Origin of the sequence: Salinicoccus albus DSM 19776 (genome assembly GCF_000385175.1) — a bacterium.
Taxonomy (GTDB): Bacteria; Bacillota; Bacilli; order Staphylococcales; family Salinicoccaceae; genus Salinicoccus; species Salinicoccus albus.
Genome location: NZ_ARQJ01000028.1, coordinates 25,684 through 39,497, shown reverse-complemented (window position 1 = coordinate 39,497; position 13,814 = coordinate 25,684). Strand labels below are relative to the sequence as shown.

At 44.2% G+C, this 13,814-nt stretch carries 18 protein-coding genes; 7 read left to right on the top strand and 11 right to left on the bottom strand.

Going from position 1 to position 13,814, the window contains the following annotated elements:
* Nucleotides 1-82 precede the first annotated feature (82 nt).
* Entirely contained in the window at nucleotides 83-829 is a 747-nt protein-coding gene (gene hemQ / locus G343_RS0107905; RefSeq protein ID WP_020007592.1) for a hydrogen peroxide-dependent heme synthase, read from the top strand.
* Between the two features lie 218 nt (nucleotides 830-1,047).
* Here hemQ and G343_RS0107895 read toward each other — a convergent pair whose 3' ends face one another.
* The 6 genes from G343_RS0107895 to G343_RS0107870 all read right to left on the bottom strand — a co-directional run bounded on the left by G343_RS0107895 (nucleotide 1,048) and on the right by G343_RS0107870 (nucleotide 4,606).
* Nucleotides 1,048-1,743 (bottom strand): hypothetical protein, encoded by a 696-nt coding sequence (locus G343_RS0107895; RefSeq protein ID WP_020007591.1) that lies wholly within the window; start codon nucleotides 1,741-1,743, stop codon nucleotides 1,048-1,050.
* Complete coding sequence (locus tag G343_RS0107890) at nucleotides 1,743-2,627, bottom strand: ATP-binding cassette domain-containing protein (RefSeq protein ID WP_020007590.1); 885 nt, start codon at nucleotides 2,625-2,627, stop codon at nucleotides 1,743-1,745. Before G343_RS0107890 ends, G343_RS0107895 begins: the two co-directional genes overlap by 1 nt.
* Nucleotides 2,620-3,003 carry a GntR family transcriptional regulator gene (locus G343_RS0107885; protein WP_020007589.1) on the bottom strand — a complete coding sequence of 128 codons (384 nt, stop codon included), beginning with the start codon at nucleotides 3,001-3,003 and terminating at the stop codon, nucleotides 2,620-2,622. The genes G343_RS0107890 and G343_RS0107885 overlap by 8 nt, the downstream gene beginning before the upstream one ends.
* Nucleotides 3,004-3,221: 218 nt before the next feature.
* A complete protein-coding gene (locus G343_RS0107880; RefSeq protein WP_020007588.1) occupies nucleotides 3,222-3,587 on the bottom strand; it encodes a DUF423 domain-containing protein in 366 nt (121 codons plus the stop codon).
* Between the two features lie 30 nt (nucleotides 3,588-3,617).
* Entirely contained in the window at nucleotides 3,618-3,956 is a 339-nt protein-coding gene (locus G343_RS0107875) for a DUF5327 family protein (protein ID WP_020007587.1), read from the bottom strand.
* Complete coding sequence (locus G343_RS0107870) at nucleotides 3,956-4,606, bottom strand: uracil-DNA glycosylase (RefSeq protein ID WP_020007586.1); 651 nt, start codon at nucleotides 4,604-4,606, stop codon at nucleotides 3,956-3,958. Before G343_RS0107870 ends, G343_RS0107875 begins: the two co-directional genes overlap by 1 nt.
* Before the next feature lie 113 nt (nucleotides 4,607-4,719).
* Here G343_RS0107870 and thiD point away from each other — a divergent pair, with 113 nt between their 5' ends.
* The 5 genes from thiD to G343_RS0107845 all read left to right on the top strand — a co-directional run bounded on the left by thiD (nucleotide 4,720) and on the right by G343_RS0107845 (nucleotide 7,813).
* Nucleotides 4,720-5,550 carry a bifunctional hydroxymethylpyrimidine kinase/phosphomethylpyrimidine kinase gene (gene thiD / locus G343_RS0107865; RefSeq protein WP_020007585.1) on the top strand — a complete coding sequence of 277 codons (831 nt, stop codon included), beginning with the start codon at nucleotides 4,720-4,722 and terminating at the stop codon, nucleotides 5,548-5,550.
* Between the two features lie 63 nt (nucleotides 5,551-5,613).
* Nucleotides 5,614-5,973, top strand: coding sequence for a DUF1806 family protein (locus G343_RS0107860; RefSeq protein WP_020007584.1), 360 nt, complete (start codon nucleotides 5,614-5,616; stop codon nucleotides 5,971-5,973).
* 12 nt (nucleotides 5,974-5,985) lie between these two features.
* Nucleotides 5,986-6,654, top strand: a complete 669-nt coding sequence (gene bshB2 / locus G343_RS0107855) for a bacillithiol biosynthesis deacetylase BshB2 (protein WP_020007583.1) — start codon at nucleotides 5,986-5,988, stop codon at nucleotides 6,652-6,654.
* Between the two features lie 11 nt (nucleotides 6,655-6,665).
* The gene (gene folE2, locus G343_RS0107850) at nucleotides 6,666-7,544 is read left to right on the top strand and encodes a GTP cyclohydrolase FolE2 (protein ID WP_020007582.1); all 879 of its coding nucleotides are present in this window, start codon (nucleotides 6,666-6,668) and stop codon (nucleotides 7,542-7,544) included.
* Between the two features lie 83 nt (nucleotides 7,545-7,627).
* Nucleotides 7,628-7,813, top strand: a complete 186-nt coding sequence (locus G343_RS0107845) for a hypothetical protein (protein WP_020007581.1) — start codon at nucleotides 7,628-7,630, stop codon at nucleotides 7,811-7,813.
* A gap of 2 nt (nucleotides 7,814-7,815) precedes the next feature.
* Here G343_RS0107845 and G343_RS0107840 read toward each other — a convergent pair whose 3' ends face one another.
* Nucleotides 7,816-9,054: a helix-turn-helix domain-containing protein gene (locus G343_RS0107840; protein ID WP_020007580.1), complete on the bottom strand. Its 1,239-nt coding sequence runs from the start codon at nucleotides 9,052-9,054 to the stop codon at nucleotides 7,816-7,818.
* A 113-nt stretch (nucleotides 9,055-9,167) separates the two neighbouring features.
* Here G343_RS0107840 and G343_RS0107835 point away from each other — a divergent pair, with 113 nt between their 5' ends.
* A complete protein-coding gene (locus G343_RS0107835; protein ID WP_020007579.1) occupies nucleotides 9,168-10,538 on the top strand; it encodes an MFS transporter in 1,371 nt (456 codons plus the stop codon).
* A gap of 174 nt (nucleotides 10,539-10,712) precedes the next feature.
* Here the strand turns inward: G343_RS0107835 and G343_RS0107830 are convergent, their stop codons facing one another.
* The 4 genes from G343_RS0107830 to G343_RS0107815 are packed head-to-tail and all read right to left on the bottom strand — an operon-like array spanning nucleotide 10,713 to nucleotide 13,810.
* Nucleotides 10,713-11,597: a Cof-type HAD-IIB family hydrolase gene (locus G343_RS0107830; RefSeq protein ID WP_020007578.1), complete on the bottom strand. Its 885-nt coding sequence runs from the start codon at nucleotides 11,595-11,597 to the stop codon at nucleotides 10,713-10,715.
* 55 nt (nucleotides 11,598-11,652) lie between these two features.
* A complete protein-coding gene (gene tadA, locus G343_RS0107825; RefSeq protein ID WP_020007577.1) occupies nucleotides 11,653-12,120 on the bottom strand; it encodes a tRNA adenosine(34) deaminase TadA in 468 nt (155 codons plus the stop codon).
* Between the two features lie 4 nt (nucleotides 12,121-12,124).
* Entirely contained in the window at nucleotides 12,125-12,826 is a 702-nt protein-coding gene (locus G343_RS0107820) for an HAD family hydrolase (protein WP_020007576.1), read from the bottom strand.
* 39 nt (nucleotides 12,827-12,865) lie between these two features.
* Nucleotides 12,866-13,810 (bottom strand): NAD-dependent epimerase/dehydratase family protein, encoded by a 945-nt coding sequence (locus G343_RS0107815; RefSeq protein ID WP_020007575.1) that lies wholly within the window; start codon nucleotides 13,808-13,810, stop codon nucleotides 12,866-12,868.
* Nucleotides 13,811-13,814 lie beyond the last annotated feature (4 nt).

Here is a 13,814-nt window from a genome sequence, read left to right as displayed (position 1 = left end):
TTATTTCACCCCTATATACTTTTAAAACGTTTTCTTATGGAGTAAAATTAAGTATGAATATAATTGAAGGAGAGATTTAGACATGAATGAAGCAGCAAAAACTTTGGATGGCTGGTACAGCCTTCACCTGCTCTACAGCGTAGACTGGACTTCTCTTCGACTGCTTGAAGAGACAGAGATAAATGCGCTGGTCGCAGAACTGCAGAGCTTCCTTGAACGTCAGGAAGAGGTCCATCAGAAGCAGGAAGGAAGCTATTCATTTTATAATGTGACCGGTCAGAAAGCGGACCTCATCCTCTGGATGCTCCGGCCGACTATTGACGAACTTAATACTTTGGAACTTGAATTCAACAAGCTTGGTATCTCGGACTTCCTGATCCCCTCATATTCCTATGTTTCAATCATCGAACTCAGCAATTACCTTGCCAAAGATTCCGATGAAGATCCCTACCAGAACGAGTACGTGAGAAAACGTCTGTATCCTCAAGTACCGAAATCCCGTTACATCTGCTTCTACCCAATGGACAAACGCCGTCAGGGAGATGACAACTGGTATATGCTTGATATGGATACACGGCGTGAACTGATGCGCTCCCATGGTATGATCGGCCGCGGCTATGCAGGCATAGTCAAACAATTCATCACAGGCTCTGTGGGATTGGACGAATACGAATGGGGTGTTACACTGTTCTCAGATGATATGCTGCAATTCAAGAAATTAATCTACGAGATGAGATTTGATGAAGTTTCCGCCCGCTACAGTGAATTCGGCGATTTCTTTGTCGGAGTCATCCTGCCTCCGGAAGAACTTCCGGCTTTCTTCAAATAAGCAGAGTGGTTTAATGCCTCCTGCATTTGGATAAAAGCAAATAAAACCATGTTGGGAGGAACTGCTATGGGACGTCTAATCCGCAGAATCATTTATATGGCGCTGCCGTTTTTAATAAGGAAAATAAGAAACCGCGGTAAGAAAAAATAGAGAGACAAAGCACAGTCTGCAGCCCATAAAACAGCCTTCCGTCAGTAATAACGGAAGGCTGTTTTATATTATTTCACATTGATTGGTGCCTGCCTGATCAACGCGCGGAAAATCATCATCCCAATACCGATCAGTATCAGTGTGATCATGACGAGGATGCCGATATTGATATCTGTAAGCCCTTCGAAACCGAGGAAGATGACCACCCCGCCTGAATCGTTGAGCCCCCATATAAAATCACCGGTACCTATCATAATGATACTTAACAGAATCATGCCCATCCCAGGCAGGAATGCGCGGTGGAACCCTGCGCTGATGAGCAGACCGCTGATGAAATAGAGATATGTCGTCAACAGGTGCCCGGTGACATATGGCGCTGTCCCGAGACCCTCCCAGCTGGCGGAAAGGGAGCTGCCAAACCAGGGCATCAATCCGAGTACGAATGAAATGACGAACGATAATACAGACAGTATGATTATGACTGCTGCGCCTGCTGCGAACATGCCCTTGAAGAAAATTTTTCTCGTCAATCCCAGATTAACCGACCATTCAAGGAATACATAGCTGGCAAGAATGCCCACTATCATCATGAAGATCCGGTTCGCAGGCAGCGCCATGGCCATAAATGACATTCTATTAAATTCCGGTTCGCTGATAAATATATTCAAAATCATGTAGACCAGCGCAAAGATTGGGAGGTACCACAGCCCCCATTGTGTAATATTTGCCGTATAATCCCTTACTGCCATTCCCAGCCGATTCATTATTTAACGCCCTCCCTGTCTTCATCTGTCAGCCTGATAAACAGATCCTGCAGTTTTACTGGCGATATTTTCAGATCAAGTGTTTCAAGCTCCATCAGCTGCGACTCGTTCAGACGTCCGAGCACCATATCGGAGCGTGTCGGTCCAAGCCGCTCTGTACCAAGCATTTTCATCCCCTTCGTAAACTGCGCAACATTCTCTTCAGTGCCTGTAACGCTGAAGCCGCGTTCAAGCAGCTGATCCATCGGCTCCTGCAATTTTACCGCACCCTTATGAATAATAATCACTTCATCAAACAAATAATCCATTTCAGATACGAGGTGTGTAGAAAGGATGAATATCCTTGGATGCCTTTCATTTGCTGCCAGCAACTGTTTATAGAAGTATTTCCTTGCTGGTGCATCCATACCGTTGGTTATTTCGTCAAACATGGTAATTGGTGAGTTTGTCGCCAGGCCGATCGTTGCACTGACTGCCGCCTGCTGCCCTTTGGACAGTTCATTAATCGCTTTGTCTTTTACTACGCCAAAGCCATCCATCAATTCATGTGCATATTCCATTTCAAACGCAGGTTTATACCTTTGTGCGTCATCAAACATGTCCTGTGCCGTTTCCATCTCAGCTGAATAATCCACTTCATACAGAAAATCCACTTTCGGCATCAGCGCCTCGTCTTCAAAAGGATTTCTTCCATCGATCAACACACCACCGGCAGTCGGTTTCCTGAACGATGCGATGAGGGAGAGAATGGAAGTCTTACCCGCCCCATTCCTGCCGATCAGGCCGTAGATTTTTCCCGGCTCCATATCCATCGTGATATTTTCCAGTACAATGTCCTTTTTAATACTCAATGAAAGATTTTCGAGCTGCAATGTTCTAACCACTCCGATCACTTCCTTTCTTTTCTTTATCGATGAGTGCTTCGATTTCTGTTTGAGCGAGCCCCAGTTTTTCCGCTTCCACTATCATCGGTTTCAGATAGTCCTCTACAAAATTCTGTTTCCTTGTTTCCATCAGTTTCTCCCTGGCATCCGGTGCTACAAACATGCCGACACCTCTTTTTTTATAAATTACGCCCTGATCCGCGAGCTGGTTAACCCCTTTAGCTACGGTCAAATGGTTGACCTTGTAGAACTCCACAATTTCATTTGTGGAGGGAATCCGATCATCCGGCTTCAGATTTTCACTGAGAATCTGGTCGCTGAGCCAGTCTTTGATCTGTTCGAAGATGGGTTTCTTATCATTTAATTGCACACTCAAATCCTCACCTCTCTCACCTAGTTATATAGTGTTGTATATAACTATATACCTATATGTGAAATTTGTAAACCTTTTTTAATAATTATTATTCGAAAAGCTGTCCCAAAAAATAAAGAACCTTTGTAATCGCTGTTATGACAGTGTTTACAGAGGTCCTTTATTTTTATCAGGAGAATATAAAAATCCTCGCTCAAAATGAACGAGGTTATATCTCAGTACTATACTCTTATGATTCCTACGATTAAAAGAACCCATCCGGCGAGGAACAGCACACCGCCGATGGGTGTGATGGCACCAAGAATTGAAATGCCGCTGACTGCAAGGATATACAGCGAACCGCTGAAGAATATGATGCCAAGAAGCATCAGCCATCCTGCAGTACCCAGCAGCGGCGCATTTGTCACCTGTATCAGAATGCCTGTTGCCAGCAGCCCGAGTGCATGATACATCTGATAAGACACCGCCTTTTCCCAGACACCCATATAATGTTCGCTGATCCTGCCTTCCAGACCGTGGGCGCCGAAGGCGCCGAGCGCGACGGAGATGAATGCGTTGATTGCACCCAATATTACGAATATCTTCATGTCCTTATTCTCCTTTATCCTTTATGAACCTTAAAAATCAAACAGTGAATCGCCATTGCCGAAGCCGTCATCTGTGCGAGCCCTTTCAGTCGACTGGCCATGATCTGTACGCGTTTCTTTTCTCTGATGCGCTTTATCCACTCTGCCGCCCATCATTTCAAGCATCGTTTTATCCTGCGCGCTCATCTCCCCGGCTGTTTCAGGCGGACGCTCATTTCCTGGAACCGATGCGCCGCTGCTATCGTCCTGTTTCAGCAGCCCGAGCAGGCGCTCCATTGCATAGACGTGCTTATCAAATTCGTGCGGCTGGCTGGATACTTCCATGCGATGGAGTTCCTGCTTCAGCTCCTGAATAATCTGCTGCTTCATCAGTACTCACCCCAGTCGATCGGTGCTGTGCCTTTGGATTCTAAAAATTCATTTGTCCGGCTGAATGGCTGCGAACCGAAAAAACCTTTATGGGCACTGAGCGGGCTTGGATGCGTGGACTTAATGATAAAGTGCCTCCCGGTATCAATCAGCTTCTCTTTCTCCTGGGCTGTTCTCCCCCATAATATGAAAACAACATTATCCAAATGGTCGGAAACATGCTGAATGATGTCATCGGTGAAAGTTTCCCACCCTAATTTTCTATGTGAATTGGCCGCATACGCGTCCACTGTGAGCACGGTATTCAAAAGGAGCACGCCTTCAGTCGCCCAGTCTTTTAAACTGCCGCTCTGCCGCGTAATACCCAAATCACTTTCCAGCTCCTTGTACATATTCCGCAGCGAAGGCGGAAGCTTCATGCCGTCATTCACTGAAAAAGCGAGCCCGTGGGCCTGATGGTCCCCGTGATAGGGATCCTGACCTAAAATCACAGCTTTGACACTATTAAACGGCGTCAGTTCAAAAGCGGTATATATCTGTTCGCGCGGCGGGAACACTTTCCCGTTGGCGTATCTTTCTTCTAATTCTGATTTCAGCATGCTGAAATCGTGTTCGGATTTTACAGTCCTGAAAACATCTTGCCATTCCACTTTAATCACCTCTATCTAAAGTTTGATTATATCATTCAATCAGGCAAGTCTCTAGAAATACAACGGTTATTATAGTAGAATATTATTATTAATTATTATGGAGGAAATTTCCTATGGCACTGAAAAAGACGCTCACAATTGCAGGCTCGGATATCAGTGGCGGCGCTGGTATTGCGGCAGATCTCAAAACATTCCAGGAACATGAAACCTACGGAATGTCAGCCATTACAACCATCGTTGCTATGGATCCTGAAACATGGTCACATGATGTGAACCCGATTCCGCTCGAAGTCATAGACAAACAGATTGAAACTGCATTATCCATCTCGCCCGACGTTATCAAAACCGGCATGCTGCCTTCTGAAGAAGTGATTGAACGCTGTAAAGATGCATATCTCAACAGTAAAGCTGAACATTTCGTCATTGATCCGGTCATGGTATGTAAAGGGGATGATGAGGTCCTTAACCCGGGGCTCGTCGATGCGATGATCGAACATCTGCTTCCACATGCCACCGTTGTGACACCCAACTTGTTTGAAGCTGGTCAGCTGGCAGGCCATAAAACGCCGAAAACTCTGGAAGGCGTAAAGAAATGTGCAGAAGTCATCCATGAGAAAGGTGCGGCGAACGTCATCATCAAAGGCGGCTCTGAGATTGAAGGCGACAAGGCAGTCGATGTTTATTATGACGGGGAAGAGTTCCATATGCTGACCAGCAGCAAAATCGACGCATCCTACAATCACGGTGCCGGATGTACCTTTGCGGCAGCGATAACAGCCAACCTTGCGAATGGTAAATCCCCCCTTGAAGCTATTCAAAATGCGAAGTCATTTGTGACTTCAGCGATCAAGAATGGCTGGAAGATGAATGCGCATGTCGGCGTTGTACGTCACGGTGCATTCAATACAGTTGAAAAGATTGATGTCGCAGACGAACAAATATAGTATTTAAAGAGATAGCTCGTCTATCTCTTTTCTATGGACTATTTTAAGGAGCGGTTCACATAAATGGAAAAGATCAAGCGCGATGAAGTTCAGCAGCTGCTGAACAGTTATCAGGACAAAAATGTATATGTGCATGTAGAAATTACAAGCGGCATGTATGCATCCCATATTGATGAGCAGGTCTTCAATGCAGGTACTTTCCTGAGAAATATACCTGTAAATTATACACAAGGTGCCATTCGCGGCGGGAATGATGGGGAATTCCGCGTAGGACTGAAGCTGGAAAACGGCGGCTGGATCTACGTGCTGGGACTCACTCATTTTGAGGTCAATGAGAATGACGAATTCATCATGCACGGCTTCAACTATGAAGGAAAACTCGCCAGTGCACTTGAAATCTCAAGCAAGGAATTCTTTAAATAAGGAGGAACCGTTATGGAAAAGGAAAAACATGTACTCGTCGTATTTCCCCATCCGGACGATGAAGCATTCGGCGTCAGCGGCACTATGAGCCGTTATACAGACATGGGGGTGCCAGTCACATATGCATGCCTGACATTCGGTGATATGGGCCGTAATCTCGGCTACCCTCCCTTTGCCACAAGAGAATCACTGCGCTTCATCCGCAGACGCGAAGTGGAAGAAAGCGCTCGTCTGATCGGCGTGGATGACTTGAGGCTGATGGGATATCGTGACAAAACCCTGGAATTCGAGGCACCTGGACATTTGAGCGCCGTCATGGGAAACTTAATCGATGAATTAAATCCAAGCAGGATCATCACTTTCTATCCGGGCTATTCCGTTCATCCGGATCACGAAGCCACAGCAGAAGCCGTAATAGAAGCCCTCAAATCCAGGCCCCGATCAGAACATCCAAAATTACAGCTTGTGGCCTTCAGCAACGATACACTGGAAGATCTCGGCGAACCGGATATCACAGTCGATATAGAAGGGTATGAGGCACGCAAACAGAAAATAATGGCTGCACATGAGTCACAGACGGCCCCATTTCTTGAGTCACTTTCAGCAGACACACAGGAAGCTGCTGAAGCCAGAGATGCATGGTTAAAAACAGAACAGTTCTACAGTTACGATATAGATTAAGGAGTAGAAACATGGAAGAATTGGATCTTACGACAAGAGAAGGACGTTTTAAACATTTCGGTTCCGTCGATCCAATCGAAGGAACAAAGCCCAGAGTAAAAGCAGAGATGGCTGACTTGCAAAGTTCAAAGAATGACTTTTTATTCGAAGTCGATTCTGTAGGCATCAATAATCTCAGTTATCCTGTCGTGATTGGAGATTTCCAGTCCGTTGGCAGCTTCGAAGTGGCAACGAGTCTGAGAAGAGATGAGAAAGGCATCAATATGAGCCGCATACTTGAATCCCTGGAAACTGAGAATAAAGGCGGCGTTCCGCTCGATTTCACAACGCTCGGAAACGTGCTGGATACATTGAGGGAACGCATGAATCAGGAAAATGCAGAGATCACGGCAGACGGCAGATGGTACTTCACAAAAACGAGCCCGGATACCCAATTAAGCGGCATGGCACATGCCGATGTAAAGTATTCCCTTGGGCTCAGCGGTGATCGGGTTACCAGAAAACAGCTCGGCATGACTGCCATGGTCACAACACTCTGCCCATGCTCAAAAGAGATCAGCGAGTACAGCGCCCATAACCAGCGCGGGTATATAAAAGTATTGATAGATGTGAATCCGGATAAAAAACTGCCGGATGATCATAAAGAACAGCTGTACGATTTACTTGAAATCAATGCTTCCTCCCAGCTTTATCCAATATTAAAACGCACAGACGAAAAGATGGTTACAGAAAGAGCATATGAAAATCCACGCTTTATCGAAGATCTGATTCGTCTGATCGCGTACGACCTGGTCGAACTCGACTGGGTAAATGGTTTCGAACTCGAATGCCGCAATGAAGAGAGCATCCACCAGCATGACGCATTCAGCAGAATGAGTTATCAGAAGTAACTAGCCAGCTGATGGTTTTTCCATCAGCTGTTTTGTTTGGCACCCCGTACATATAATATTACTTGTTTCAGAAAGGATCTGTCATGACCCTATCAGATATCATATTAAGAATTGCCATTCTTCTGATTGTATCAATGCCGTTTATCATCGTATTGTTGAAATCCAGAAAAGCAGACAGCAGCGGCAGGGAAATCGGCAGTACAGAAAAGCTGATTTTATTCATTTTCTGGATTGTATTGATCATCGCTTTGCTGACGACTTTCTTCTAAAATTACTCCGCAAAGATGATATCTCTGATCATATAAAATTCTTTTGTAAATATACTATCCTTAATATCCTCGATGGTTTCCTCAATTGTGTTGAACGCCTCTTTTGCCTCATCTGTTTTCCCTAAATAGTGGAGGCTGAGGGGGTAGATGCAGGATCGTACTGCCATGATGATCCGGTCTATCGGATGCGGGACAATCGGTCTGATATACATGTCATCGTGATAATTATCGATCACTGCCTGATATTCCCCCTCAAAATATTGAATCTCCAGCTCGAACATTGAAGTATAATACTTAACTGCTGCAAAACGCTCAGGATATTCTTCTGTAAATTTGTAGACCCGTTCCATGTACGATTTATAAAGTGATAAATGCCTCTCAGGATCCTCAACCAATATATAAAATCCGGGAATGGGATTCTCCAGATCCATAACATCTATCAGATACTTCTTCTCAGTATTGAAAGCAAAATATTTTCTAAGATTATCCTGGTACACCTCATAATCCTCTAGTTCACCTTTGAATAGGTGGTACATACCTAATATCAGATTAATGTTATTGAAATATTTGAACTGTTCCAGTTCAAACGACAGCTCAACGGCTTGGTTTAATATGTCAATCTGTTTCTTTTCATCTGCACTGAATGCAAACAGTCCTTTGTAAAATAAATAATCCAGCTCGATTAATGGATCATAGACTTTCAATTTTTCAATCCGATCTTCAAATGCAATGATTCTATTATACGCATCTCCGTAGTCCCTGCTGAACATTAGGGAAATGGCATCATCCAGCCTGTTTCTTAACGCCAGATGTTCAAACCCCATACTTTTATAAAAAGTATCGATTTTCTCTGAAAATTCGTCAGCTTTCTCATGCTCTTCCTGTAGACGATAGTATACCCTGATCGCCCCATATAGATACATGCCATCGTTGTTCTGAGCAATTTTATCTGCATAGGGTAGAATTTCCTGTTCTATATATTCATAAGGAAAAGTGAAAGACACGTCAAATTCCTGGTGATTAAGCACTTCCTTCGTCCATTCTTCATCTCCCTCCTGTGTCAGATAGCCGATCGAGACGTCGAGACGTTTTGCCAGATACTGCAAAGTCTCCATGGACGGCTTTGATTTATCATTCTCTATCAGGCTCAGCATTCCTTTTGTGATTTCATCACCGGCAAGCGTTGCGAGTGTTAATTTCTGCGACTTTCTTAAATTCTTTATCCTTTCACCAAGCGTCATTATTTTCAGCTCCAATTGATTATTTGTTTAATTATATTAAACTTTTTATTGACATTCAATAGACTGTTTATTACAATAAGTTTAATTAAATTAAACAAAAAGGGGGGGGAATTATGATTCTGGATAAGAAGATTCCTCTTCAGGAACGGTTAAACTTCGCCGTTTATGCTTTAAGCCGTTTCATTCTGAGCGTCGGAAGTAATGTTTATTTATTTGCTGTCAGTTACTACATCCTCTATGAGACAGGAAGTGCTTTTTATTTCTCAATCAACATGGCGATTTCCGTATTGGTGACTGTTGCATTACTGCCATTTTCAGGTCTGCTCAGTGATATGAAAAACAAGCGGCGTATTATTATCAGCGGTGAGTCTTTAAATACACTGGTGATTTTGGGGTTATTCATCTATACGGTATTTTATGACATCAATCTGATTGCCATCTATATGGTCACATTTTTGAATTCGCTCATCGAACCGTTCGTATCAAACGCATTTCAGGCAGCAATTACCGAACTGTTCCATAAGGACAGAGTGCAAAAAGTGATGGGGTACACTTCAGCACTGCTGTCGGTCTCAATCATTCTGGGTCCGATATTGGGCGGCGTGCTGTTTGGTTTACTATCATTCAATCACATCATCCTGATATTTTTTATTGGTTTTTTCATTTCCACCATACTTGACTTTTTGTTGAAATTCGACCTCTGCTATCAAAGATATTTATATAAAGCGCAGGGAGAAGTGGAAAAAGGGGGTGTTAAATTCAGACAGAATATCAATGAAGGATTCAGGTTCATATTTAAAAGTGATGTTTTCAAATCATTGCTGATTATCGCTGCCCTTGCCAATTTTATGACGGGGATTATATCAATCTTTCCCGAAAAGATGATGATTGTCGAATTGGGATTTGAACCTGAAGCGGTCGGTATCGTCAATGCAGCTGCCGGAATTGGTGTGCTGATCGGAGGCGTGATTGTCGGAAAGTCAAAACAATTTGAAAATCCATTTTTGTTGATGAAACGAGGCTTTTTGGTCTATGCTGCCCTCTGCTTGCTCTATCTGCTGCCTTTGTATCTGGGGCTGAACACAATTTCTAATATCATATTCATCGGTCTGGCCGGCATTGGCTTCACCCTCACATTACAGTTCATCAACGTACCGCTCAATGTGTTTCTGCAGTTCGTGACGCCACAGCATATCAAAGGCAGAGTATTTTCGACCGTTTCGCTATTTGCAGGGAGTATCACGCCGCTCGGTGCAATTATTTTTGGATACCTGTACGATTTCGGGTTATACTGGCCGGTCAATCTTGGAAGTGCTTTGATGATGATTATGATTGTGTATATATTTTATAGCAACCGCTTAATTGATGCGTCCAAAAAAATGTATAAAAGAGCAAAAATGGATGCGGCAGATAATGCGTCAGACAATCATCCGGATACAAAAAGAGAGAGGAAGTCTCCAGAGACAGAACCGCAGGAGATGTGATTTTACCCGGTCTGGTTGGCTGACTGACGATAATTGACACTGGTTGCTGGACTTCGAAGAAAGGGCGATGTCCAGGAAACCCTGACTGGAGATACGGACTCTCCTATAACCATAAAAGATGAAGGCCCGCTGCTTAACGGCCCTTCATCTTTTTGATTTCCACAGATTCAACATTCAATTTGACGCCGCTTTTTTATCCATTTCTGCCAGAGTTTCTTCGATTGCGATTGCCACACCATCTTCTGTGCTGGTTTCTGTAACTTTGTCGGTAATCGCTTTGACTTCTGATGCTGCGTTACCCATGGCTACGGAATACCCGACACGCTTCAGCATGGAGATATCATTCAGATTATCTCCGACTGCCATCACATCTTTCATATCAATATCCAGTGTTTTAGCGATCGTCTCCAGAGCAACGCCTTTCTGAGCATTTTCATGCGTCAGTTCGATATTCCCTGACGAAGATGATGATACTGCCAGATTGCCGATATCATTCAGCTCATTTTTAGCTCTGACCAGCTTTGCATTGCTTGAAGATGACGCCAGAAATTTAAGGACATTCTCCTCTTCCCTTTCAAATATATCCTTATAATCATCTGTCTCAATAAGCGTTCCTTTCTCTATCCGGTTCTGCATAAATTTACGGACTGTATCTTCACTGGGGGCATGTTCTGTCTGGCCTGAAAGGTTCATAAATATTTCTATATCCCGTTCAACATTTGTTGTATATACGGCGCGTTCTGTATATATCTGATAGAAAAGTCCTTCAGATTTAAATACTTCGGTCACTTCTTCGATCAGTTCATGATTTAATGCTGAAGTGGATAGGATCTCAGTATCTTCATTACGGACTTCCGCCCCATTCAGGCAGATGTACGGCAGTTTCAAACCTGCTTTTTTAATGATGCTGTGCGCTTCATAAAAAGCACGTCCTGTGGCTATCACTACCTGAATACCGTGTTCCATTGCCCGATCTATTGCGTTTTTTGTACGTTTGCTGATTTCATGATTTGGAGTCAGCACGGTACCATCCATATCCAATGCGATCAATTTGACCATAAGCGCTCTAAAACTCCCTTTTACTATTTTGTCCTTATTTTATCAGAAAATTTAATTAGTATCTTGCTTTTCCGCGTGTTTGCCGCAGATTTTTGAAGAAATCGGTAAGCATGCGGCCGCACTCTTCTTCAAGGACACCGCTGACAATTTCTGCCCTGTGGTTGAATCCAGTTTCTTCAAGCAGATTCATGAGACTGCCTGCAGTGCCGCCTTTTGGATCGTGTGCGCCATATATAACTTGTGGAATTCGGCTCATCACTATTGCCCCGCAACACATGACACAGGGCTCCAATGTTACATAGAGCGAGCAGTTTTCCAGACGCCATGACCCAATTTTTTCACTGGCTTCGCTGATGGCGATGATTTCTGCATGCGTCAGGGGATTTTGTGAAGTTTCTCTGCTGTTATGCCCTGATGCGATGATTTTCTGGTTATGAACGACCACAGCGCCGATCGGCACTTCACCGATTGCCTCTGCATTGTGTGCTTCTGCGATTGCTGCCCGCATAAATTTTTCATGCATTCTATCACTTGCCTTCAATGATAAGCGAGGCCTCTTCATACAAATCAGCGACGCTGTCTATGATGATGTCAGCTCCCTCAAGATCCTTCTCACGGGAAGTCCCGCTAAGCACACCGACTGTGAAAAGCCCTTCTTCGTACCCAAGCATTGTATCTGACTGATTATCCCCTACCATCACCAGATCCTCCAATTGATAACCGTGCCGTTTCTTAAAAGGTTCCAGCATACGCACGTCGGGTTTGGGGTAAGGACTGTCATCACCGGTGATGACATCGTGAAGCAGCAAGTCGAGATTGAATTTACGGATAAATGCCATCGCACTCTGCCGGCTGTCGCTGGTCACCAGAACACTCTTGTAACCATCTTCAACGAGCTGTTCAAGCACTGCTTTGGAACCTTCAATCAGTTCCATATTATGCCATAGATCACCCAGGTTTTTTTCATAATACTCCTTCATCCATTGGGCGCCTCCTTCCTCATAATCCTCAAAGCGCTGCTGGATCATCGTTCCCGTACCGCTTGCCAAAATGGAATTCGGGACGATTTCCCCGTCAATCAACCCTAGCTCATAAGCAATCTCCGCTTCAGCTTCATGCCTGTTAAATGCCTCTGCAAATGCATTGATTGCCTTTTTGGCATACGGCGTCCAGATTTTTTGATAGTTCAGCAATGTACCATCTTTGTCGAATAAAATTATGCGCTTCATTTTGCCTCCTATAGAAAAAGTAAGAAGACCGAAGCCTTCTTACTGTTTATTTCTTATCGCTTGCAGCATTATCTCTGTCATTTTTGCCAGGTTGTACTGCGGATTAAAATCCCATTGCTTTACGGCTTCTGTTGAGTCAATTACGTTTGGCCAGCTTTCAGCAATTCCCTGCCTTATGGGATCTACATCATACTCCAGTTTGAAACCGGGGATATGTTTCCTGATTTCGTTGGCAACCATTTCAGGATTGATGCTCATCGCGGTCACATTAAACGCATTACGATTCTCGAGGCGGTCTGCATCTGCCTCCATCAATTGAATGATTGCGTCAACGGCATCATCCATATACATCATGTCCATATTAGTATTTTTGTCAATGTAGGATGTATATCTGCCGTTTTTAACTGCTTCAAAGAATATTTCAACCGCATAGTCCGTGGTACCGCCGCCCGGTTCTTTGACATGGGAAATGAGTCCCGGGAAACGCACACCGCGTGTATCCACCCCGAATTTACTGAAATAGTAATCGCACAGAAGCTCACCGGATACTTTATTCACCCCATACATGGAAGTCGGACGTTGAATCGTCACTTGAGGTGTATTTTCCTTGGGTGTGGAGGGCCCGAACGCACCAATTGAACTTGGAGTAAAGAATTTCAAGTTGTGATTTCTCGCAACTTCCAGTGCGTTGATGAGCCCGCCCATATTAATATCCCAGGCGAGCTTTGGGTCCTTTTCACATGTTGCACTTAACAGCGCTGCCATGTGCATGATGGTATCGGGTTTAAATGCAGTCACGAGTTCGGACAGCCGATCCGCATCCCTGATATCCAGTATTTCAAACGTTTTTCCTTTGAGTGCGCTGCTCTCGGGTTTTTTAATATCTGTCGGCAGGACGTTCTCCTCACCGTAAATATCTCTCAGCTTTAAAGTCAATTCTGTGCCAATCTGACCAAGAGCGCCTGTTATAATAATGCGTTCCATAAAC

What these genes read in the sequence shown, in the direction of transcription:
- hemQ (WP_020007592.1), top strand. Translation starts at nt 83, where the DNA reads ATGAATGAAGCAGCAAAAACTTTGGATGGCTGGTACAGCCTTCACCTG.
- G343_RS0107895 (WP_020007591.1), bottom strand. Translation starts at nt 1,743, where the DNA reads ATGAATCGGCTGGGAATGGCAGTAAGGGATTATACGGCAAATATTACA.
- G343_RS0107880 (WP_020007588.1), bottom strand. Translation starts at nt 3,587, where the DNA reads ATGAAGATATTCGTAATATTGGGTGCAATCAACGCATTCATCTCCGTC.
- G343_RS0107875 (WP_020007587.1), bottom strand. Translation starts at nt 3,956, where the DNA reads ATGAAGCAGCAGATTATTCAGGAGCTGAAGCAGGAACTCCATCGCATG.
- thiD (WP_020007585.1), top strand. Translation starts at nt 4,720, where the DNA reads ATGGCACTGAAAAAGACGCTCACAATTGCAGGCTCGGATATCAGTGGC.
- G343_RS0107860 (WP_020007584.1), top strand. Translation starts at nt 5,614, where the DNA reads ATGGAAAAGATCAAGCGCGATGAAGTTCAGCAGCTGCTGAACAGTTAT.
- bshB2 (WP_020007583.1), top strand. Translation starts at nt 5,986, where the DNA reads ATGGAAAAGGAAAAACATGTACTCGTCGTATTTCCCCATCCGGACGAT.
- folE2 (WP_020007582.1), top strand. Translation starts at nt 6,666, where the DNA reads ATGGAAGAATTGGATCTTACGACAAGAGAAGGACGTTTTAAACATTTC.
- G343_RS0107845 (WP_020007581.1), top strand. Translation starts at nt 7,628, where the DNA reads ATGACCCTATCAGATATCATATTAAGAATTGCCATTCTTCTGATTGTA.
- G343_RS0107840 (WP_020007580.1), bottom strand. Translation starts at nt 9,054, where the DNA reads ATGACGCTTGGTGAAAGGATAAAGAATTTAAGAAAGTCGCAGAAATTA.
- G343_RS0107835 (WP_020007579.1), top strand. Translation starts at nt 9,168, where the DNA reads ATGATTCTGGATAAGAAGATTCCTCTTCAGGAACGGTTAAACTTCGCC.
- G343_RS0107830 (WP_020007578.1), bottom strand. Translation starts at nt 11,597, where the DNA reads ATGGTCAAATTGATCGCATTGGATATGGATGGTACCGTGCTGACTCCA.
- tadA (WP_020007577.1), bottom strand. Translation starts at nt 12,120, where the DNA reads ATGCATGAAAAATTTATGCGGGCAGCAATCGCAGAAGCACACAATGCA.
- G343_RS0107820 (WP_020007576.1), bottom strand. Translation starts at nt 12,826, where the DNA reads ATGAAGCGCATAATTTTATTCGACAAAGATGGTACATTGCTGAACTAT.
- G343_RS0107815 (WP_020007575.1), bottom strand. Translation starts at nt 13,810, where the DNA reads ATGGAACGCATTATTATAACAGGCGCTCTTGGTCAGATTGGCACAGAA.